Below are 4,891 nucleotides of genomic sequence, written 5' to 3' on the forward strand. Positions count from 1 at the left end.
ACCTGGCCCACCAGATAGGAGGCGATTTCGGATTCCTGCGGCGCCACCTGCACGTTGTCGGACACCAGCCAGTTGTTCATCCACGGCAGGGGGTTGGAGCGTTTCTCGAACAGTGGCGGCAGGTTGATCGCCTGAATGCGGATGTTGGAGATGTATTCCACATAATCCTTGAGGATGCCGGCGTTGAGGCCGATCATGGAGCCGTCCTTGAACAGGTAGTCGGCCCAGCGCTTTTCCTGCTCCGCCGCGTCGCGGAAGATGCGCATGACCTCGTCGTCCAGCGAGCGGGCGATCTCGCCCATTTCCGGGTCGTCCTTGCCTTCGCGGATGAGGTTGATCATGTGCTGGGTGCCGGAAAGATGCAGCGATTCGTCCCGGGCGATCAGGCGGATGATCTTGGCGTTGCCTTCCATCAGCGAGCGCTCTGCGAAGCTGAAGGCGCAGGCGAAGGAGACATAGAAGCGGATCGCCTCCAGCACGTTGACGGAGACCAGCGTCAGATACAGCGCCTTCTTGATCTCGCGGCGGAAGGCCTCATCCTGCTCCAGGTCGATCTCCTCGGCGTACATGCGGTTGGTCAGGTAGATGAGCTGGTCGTAGTGCTCGGTGACCGAGATGGCCCGTTCGATGATCGCCTGATTGGTGACGATGTCGTCGAACACCTTGGACGGGTCGGTGACGATGTTGCGGATGATGTGGGTGTAGGAGCGGCTGTGGATGGTCTCGGAGAACGACCAGGTCTCGATCCAGGTTTCCAGCTCCGGCAGGGAGACGATGGGCAGCAGCGCCACGTTGGGGGAGCGGCCCTGCACGGAGTCCAGCAGCGTCTGGTACTTGAGGTTGGACAGGAAGATGTGCCGCTCGTGTTCGGGCAGTTTGGTGTAGTCGGCGCGGTCCTTGGTGAGGTCCACCTCCTCGGGGCGCCAGAAGAAGCTGAGCTGGCGTTCGATCAGCTTCTCGAAAATGGGGTGTTTCTGCTGATCGTAGCGGGCTACGTTGACATTCTGCCCGAAGAACATGGGCTCCTTGAGCGCGTCGTTGGGGGCCCGGCAGAAAGTGGTGTAGCGATGGTTTTCCTTGCAGCTCATGGCCTGCTCCTGATCATCGGTGATTGTGCTATTGTAATCAAGTCATCGCTGGCGTGTGAGGAGAGGCTGTGAGTCGCTTTCGGGAGGGCATCCGCTATCTGTATGGCCGCCGCATGGTGCTGGCCACGGCGGATGACGCGCTTGCGCAGGTGCTGACGGACTTTCTCGACCGCTACGGTGTGCAGGTCACCCGTCTCAACTCGGTGGCGGCGGTGGGTGAGGAGATCCGCCGCCGGCTCTACGGCACCCGGCGCATCTATCTGGCCATTCTCATCGACGCGCCACTGGCGGAGAACATGCTGGAAGGCTGGCGGCAGGCGCTGGCCATCAATCCGGTGCTGGCGGACACGCCGGTGGCGGTGCTGGCGCCGGAGAACCAGCAGGCTTTCTGGCGGCAGGTGGACGAGGTGCGCCATGTGCTGCCGCTGCCGCTCTCGCCCCGGGCCATGCTCAGGTGGCTGGCGGCCATCAGCCGCTGGCGCCAGTTCGTGCACGAGCTGGAAGGCCGTGGCGAGCCACCGGCGCGTCTGTCCCGCTGAACTCACCAACCTGTGATGTTCTCCAGCCATTCTGGGGTCGTTGTCTCGCCGTCGAACAGCAGGGCGTCGATGCGCGGCGTCAGTCCCTGAAACTGCGGATGCCGCTGCAGAAAGTGCTCGAAGCAGCGCTGCAGGCGCGTCAGTTTGGCCGGCGTGAGGCTCTCGGCGGCGCTGCCGCGGTCGCGGCGGCTGCGGTGACGCACTTCGAAGCAGATGAGGGTGTTGCCCTTGCGTCCCACAATGTCCAGCTCGCCACCGCGGCAGGTGAAGTTGCGGGCCACGATCTCCACCCCCTGTCGTGCGAGCCAGCGGGCGGCCTGATCCTCCTTCTTCCGTCCCAGCAGCCGGCTGATCATGGGGCAAAGGGGGCGATGATCCGCAGGTCGGGGAAGGCCGCCACCACCGCCGGCCGGGCGTCGGCCTCGAACAGCAGTTTGAGGTTGGGGCCGGCGTCCATGGTGAACCACACGCCCGTGCCTGCCTGGCGCAGCGCCCACACCCGCTGCATGGCCGCCACGCTCTCCGGTATCCAGTAGAGCACGGGCGGGCGGGTGGCGATCATGGTGGCGTGCATGGTGAGCGCATTGTGCTCGGCGATCTCGCCCAGTTTTTCCATGTCCCGGGCTTCGATGGCCGCGGTCAGATCGCGCACGCAGCGCTCGGCAAAGTCCGGCCAGGCGTCATAGAGGGGGCAGGTGTCCACCGTGCGGGTCATGCCGGCGGTGGAGCCGACCGGCTTTTGGGTCACGTCCACCTCCACCAGTCCGATGCGCAGCGCCGGCCAGCGCTGCGGCAGCGGCTCGGCCCAGCTGTCCAGACCGTCGTCCCGTTCCCCTCGGTGCCACACCGCGAAGCCGTCGAACAGGGAGCGGCTGGCGGAGCCGGAGCCGATGCGTGCCAGCATGGAGAGGGTTCTGGCGTCCAGTTGCCAGTCGAACAGGTCATCCAGCGCCCGCGCCAGCGCGGCGAATCCCGAGGCGGAGCTGGCCAGTCCGGCGGCAGTGGGCACGCTGTTTTCCGTTTCCACTTCGAAGGCCGCGCCCGCCGGGCGGAACAGGTCCAGCCAGGCGCTCAGGCGACGGGTGAACCCTTCCGGCGCGGGCTGGCCGTTGAGGGTGACGCGGTCCTGCGGCCCGTCGATGAGGATGACCCGGGTGCGGGTGCCGAGGCTGGGCAGGGCGACGGACAGGGAGCTGTTCCGGGGCAGGTTGAGTTCACTGTCGCGCTTACCCCAGTATTTGGCCAGGGCGATGTTGACCGGCGCCGAGCCTGTTCCACAGGTGCCGGGGGCGGCCGTCAGTCCCGGGATCAGCTGTCGGACGAACTCATGCCGCGTCATGCCAGGCGCCTCCTTCCGTAATGGTGACCGGCAGGCAGCGGTAGTCTTCCAGCGTCACGGCGCCCAGCGCCAGCACGCAGTCGCCCAGACCGGAGCCGCTGATCTTGGCGGCATGGCCCATCTCCCGCACCTGATAGACGATTTTCGCCAGCGTCAGGTCGCACACGCCCAGCGCGTCCATCAGGCCGTGATAGATGTTGAACAGCCGGTTGAACAGCGGGTGCGCTTCATCTTCGAGCGCCAGTGCGCGCACCGCCTGCCGCACGGTTTCGCCCATCAGCTGGTAGAGGTCATCCTGCAGGTCCGGCACCAGTTCCCATTCGTCGTGCACCTTTTTCAGCACCTCGGCGGTGGGTGTCTTGTAGCCGCTGTAGATGAGCGTCAGCGTGTCCCTGAAAGGGATGGGCGTGATCGCCGGCAGGTTGGGGTCCAGCAGCACGGTGCCGCCGGTGAGGCTCGCCGCCAGGTCGGCGCCGGAGCCACGTCCCTGAATCTGGCGGATGAGGTTCCGGCCGAGCGTGAACTGCTCCAGCGGATGAGGGGGTTCGGGCAGCAGCGGTTCCAGCCCTTTCAGGGTGGCGGCCAGCGCCGCGGCGGAGCTGCCCAGCCCCATGTCGGTGGGAATGCCGCTGTCGATGGTCAGCTCCAGTCCCGGCAGGCGGGCGGCATGGTGACGCAGGGGGGCCAGCACGAAGCGCAGCCGCGGATGGTCGCTCATCTCGTCCAGCGTGGTGGCGTGTTCGGCCAGCGCCGAGTGGATGATCACCTGTCGGTCGTTTCGGCGGCGCCAGCGGATGGTGAGCCAGTGGTCGAGCGCGCTGACCAGCGCGGGCTGGCCATAGACGACGGCGTGCTCGCCCAGGATCATGGTGCTGGCCGGCGCGGCGGAAGTCCAGGCGATTGGGTGTGTCATGGCTTCAGTTCAACCTGTCGGGCTGAAAATTTATCAAGAGAAAGGTTGGTTGGCAGGGTGCCGAAGTGGATGATCATGCCGCCGGCATCGCCACGGATGCTGCCGGCGCCGGAGAGCTTGGCCGCGCCGGTTTCGTTGAGGAAGCGGATCAGTTCGGCCACCCGGTCGGGCACCACGCCGATCTTGCGCAGCAGGATGTGGTTGGTCTGGATCGCATTCCGCAGAGCAGCCTCATCCTGTTGTTCCAGCGCCATGCGCAGGGTACGGGTGGTATCGCCGAAGGCCTGCCAGATGGGGTGGTCGGCGGGAAAGCGCGTGCGCACCTGCATGACGCATTCGCCGGTGCGGCTTTCCGGCGCGCCGGTGTCAATGAGATGGAAGGACGGCAGGGTGGCATTCAGAATTTCTTCTTCCAATCCGGTGGGCGTGCGCTGCACCTGCAGCGGGGCGTTGCGCAGCATCACCAGCGGGTCCAGTCCGGAACTGCGTCCATGGGCGTAGTGCTCGCAGCGGATGGCCAGCGCCAGCCGGGCGTCATCCGCCAGCGGCATGTCGGTGAGCCGCTCCAGCGCATGGATGAGGCTGATCACCACGGCGGCGGAGCTGCCAAGCCCGCGGCCGATGAGGTCGTGGCCGCGCACGCTGACGACATAGTGCCCTTGCGGCAGAGGCGTCAGCTGGTGGAACTGCCACAGGGTCAGAGCGATCAGATCCGTGGGGGCCTGAAGCACCGCCTGTGGCCGCAGGCGCCATATTTCGTGCTTCTGCGCGCCAAAGGTCTCGAATTCGTCCCAGGAAAGGGCTTTTTCGGCGGCGAAGTTTTCCGCGCGCAGCAAAATCAGGGGAGACCCCGTCTCCTCGAACTCGATGCGGGCATGGGTCATGAGGGGAATGGGAATGGCCAGCGCCGGCTGACCGGTGGCGATGCTGTATTCGCCACTGAGAATGAGTTTGGCGGGGCTTGTGCCCTCAGCGACGCTCATACAGGCGTTTGTGATCTCTGATCGCCTTG

At 65.7% G+C, this 4,891-nt stretch carries 6 protein-coding genes; 1 reads left to right on the top strand and 5 read right to left on the bottom strand.

The window, feature by feature from the left end; all coding sequences use genetic code 11:
- The coding region (gene nrdB, locus F8K16_RS00295) for a class Ia ribonucleoside-diphosphate reductase subunit beta (RefSeq protein ID WP_294945350.1) at window positions 1–1,088 on the bottom strand (1,088 nt) is incomplete at its 3' end.
- Window positions 1,089–1,156: 68 nt separating this feature from the next.
- Between nrdB and F8K16_RS00300 the strand changes: the two genes are divergently transcribed.
- A complete protein-coding gene (locus F8K16_RS00300; protein WP_294945352.1) occupies window positions 1,157–1,627 on the top strand; it encodes a hypothetical protein in 471 nt (156 codons plus the stop codon).
- A 2-nt stretch (window positions 1,628–1,629) separates the two neighbouring features.
- Here the strand turns inward: F8K16_RS00300 and F8K16_RS00305 are convergent, their stop codons facing one another.
- From F8K16_RS00305 to F8K16_RS00320, 4 genes are all read right to left on the bottom strand, one after another.
- Window positions 1,630–1,983, bottom strand: a complete 354-nt coding sequence (locus F8K16_RS00305; RefSeq protein ID WP_294945355.1) for a YraN family protein — start codon at window positions 1,981–1,983, stop codon at window positions 1,630–1,632.
- Window positions 1,980–2,966, bottom strand: a complete 987-nt coding sequence (gene mvaD / locus F8K16_RS00310) for a diphosphomevalonate decarboxylase (RefSeq protein ID WP_294945358.1) — start codon at window positions 2,964–2,966, stop codon at window positions 1,980–1,982. Before mvaD ends, F8K16_RS00305 begins: the two co-directional genes overlap by 4 nt.
- Window positions 2,953–3,879: a GHMP kinase gene (locus F8K16_RS00315; protein WP_294945361.1), complete on the bottom strand. Its 927-nt coding sequence runs from the start codon at window positions 3,877–3,879 to the stop codon at window positions 2,953–2,955. Before F8K16_RS00315 ends, mvaD begins: the two co-directional genes overlap by 14 nt.
- A partial coding sequence (locus F8K16_RS00320) for a hypothetical protein (protein ID WP_294945364.1) occupies window positions 3,876–4,891 on the bottom strand: 1,016 nt, incomplete at its 5' end. The genes F8K16_RS00320 and F8K16_RS00315, both read right to left, overlap by 4 nt.

Origin of the sequence: Sulfurivirga sp., assembly GCF_015490265.1 — a bacterium.
In the GTDB taxonomy this organism is placed as follows: Bacteria; Pseudomonadota; Gammaproteobacteria; order Thiomicrospirales; family Thiomicrospiraceae; genus Sulfurivirga.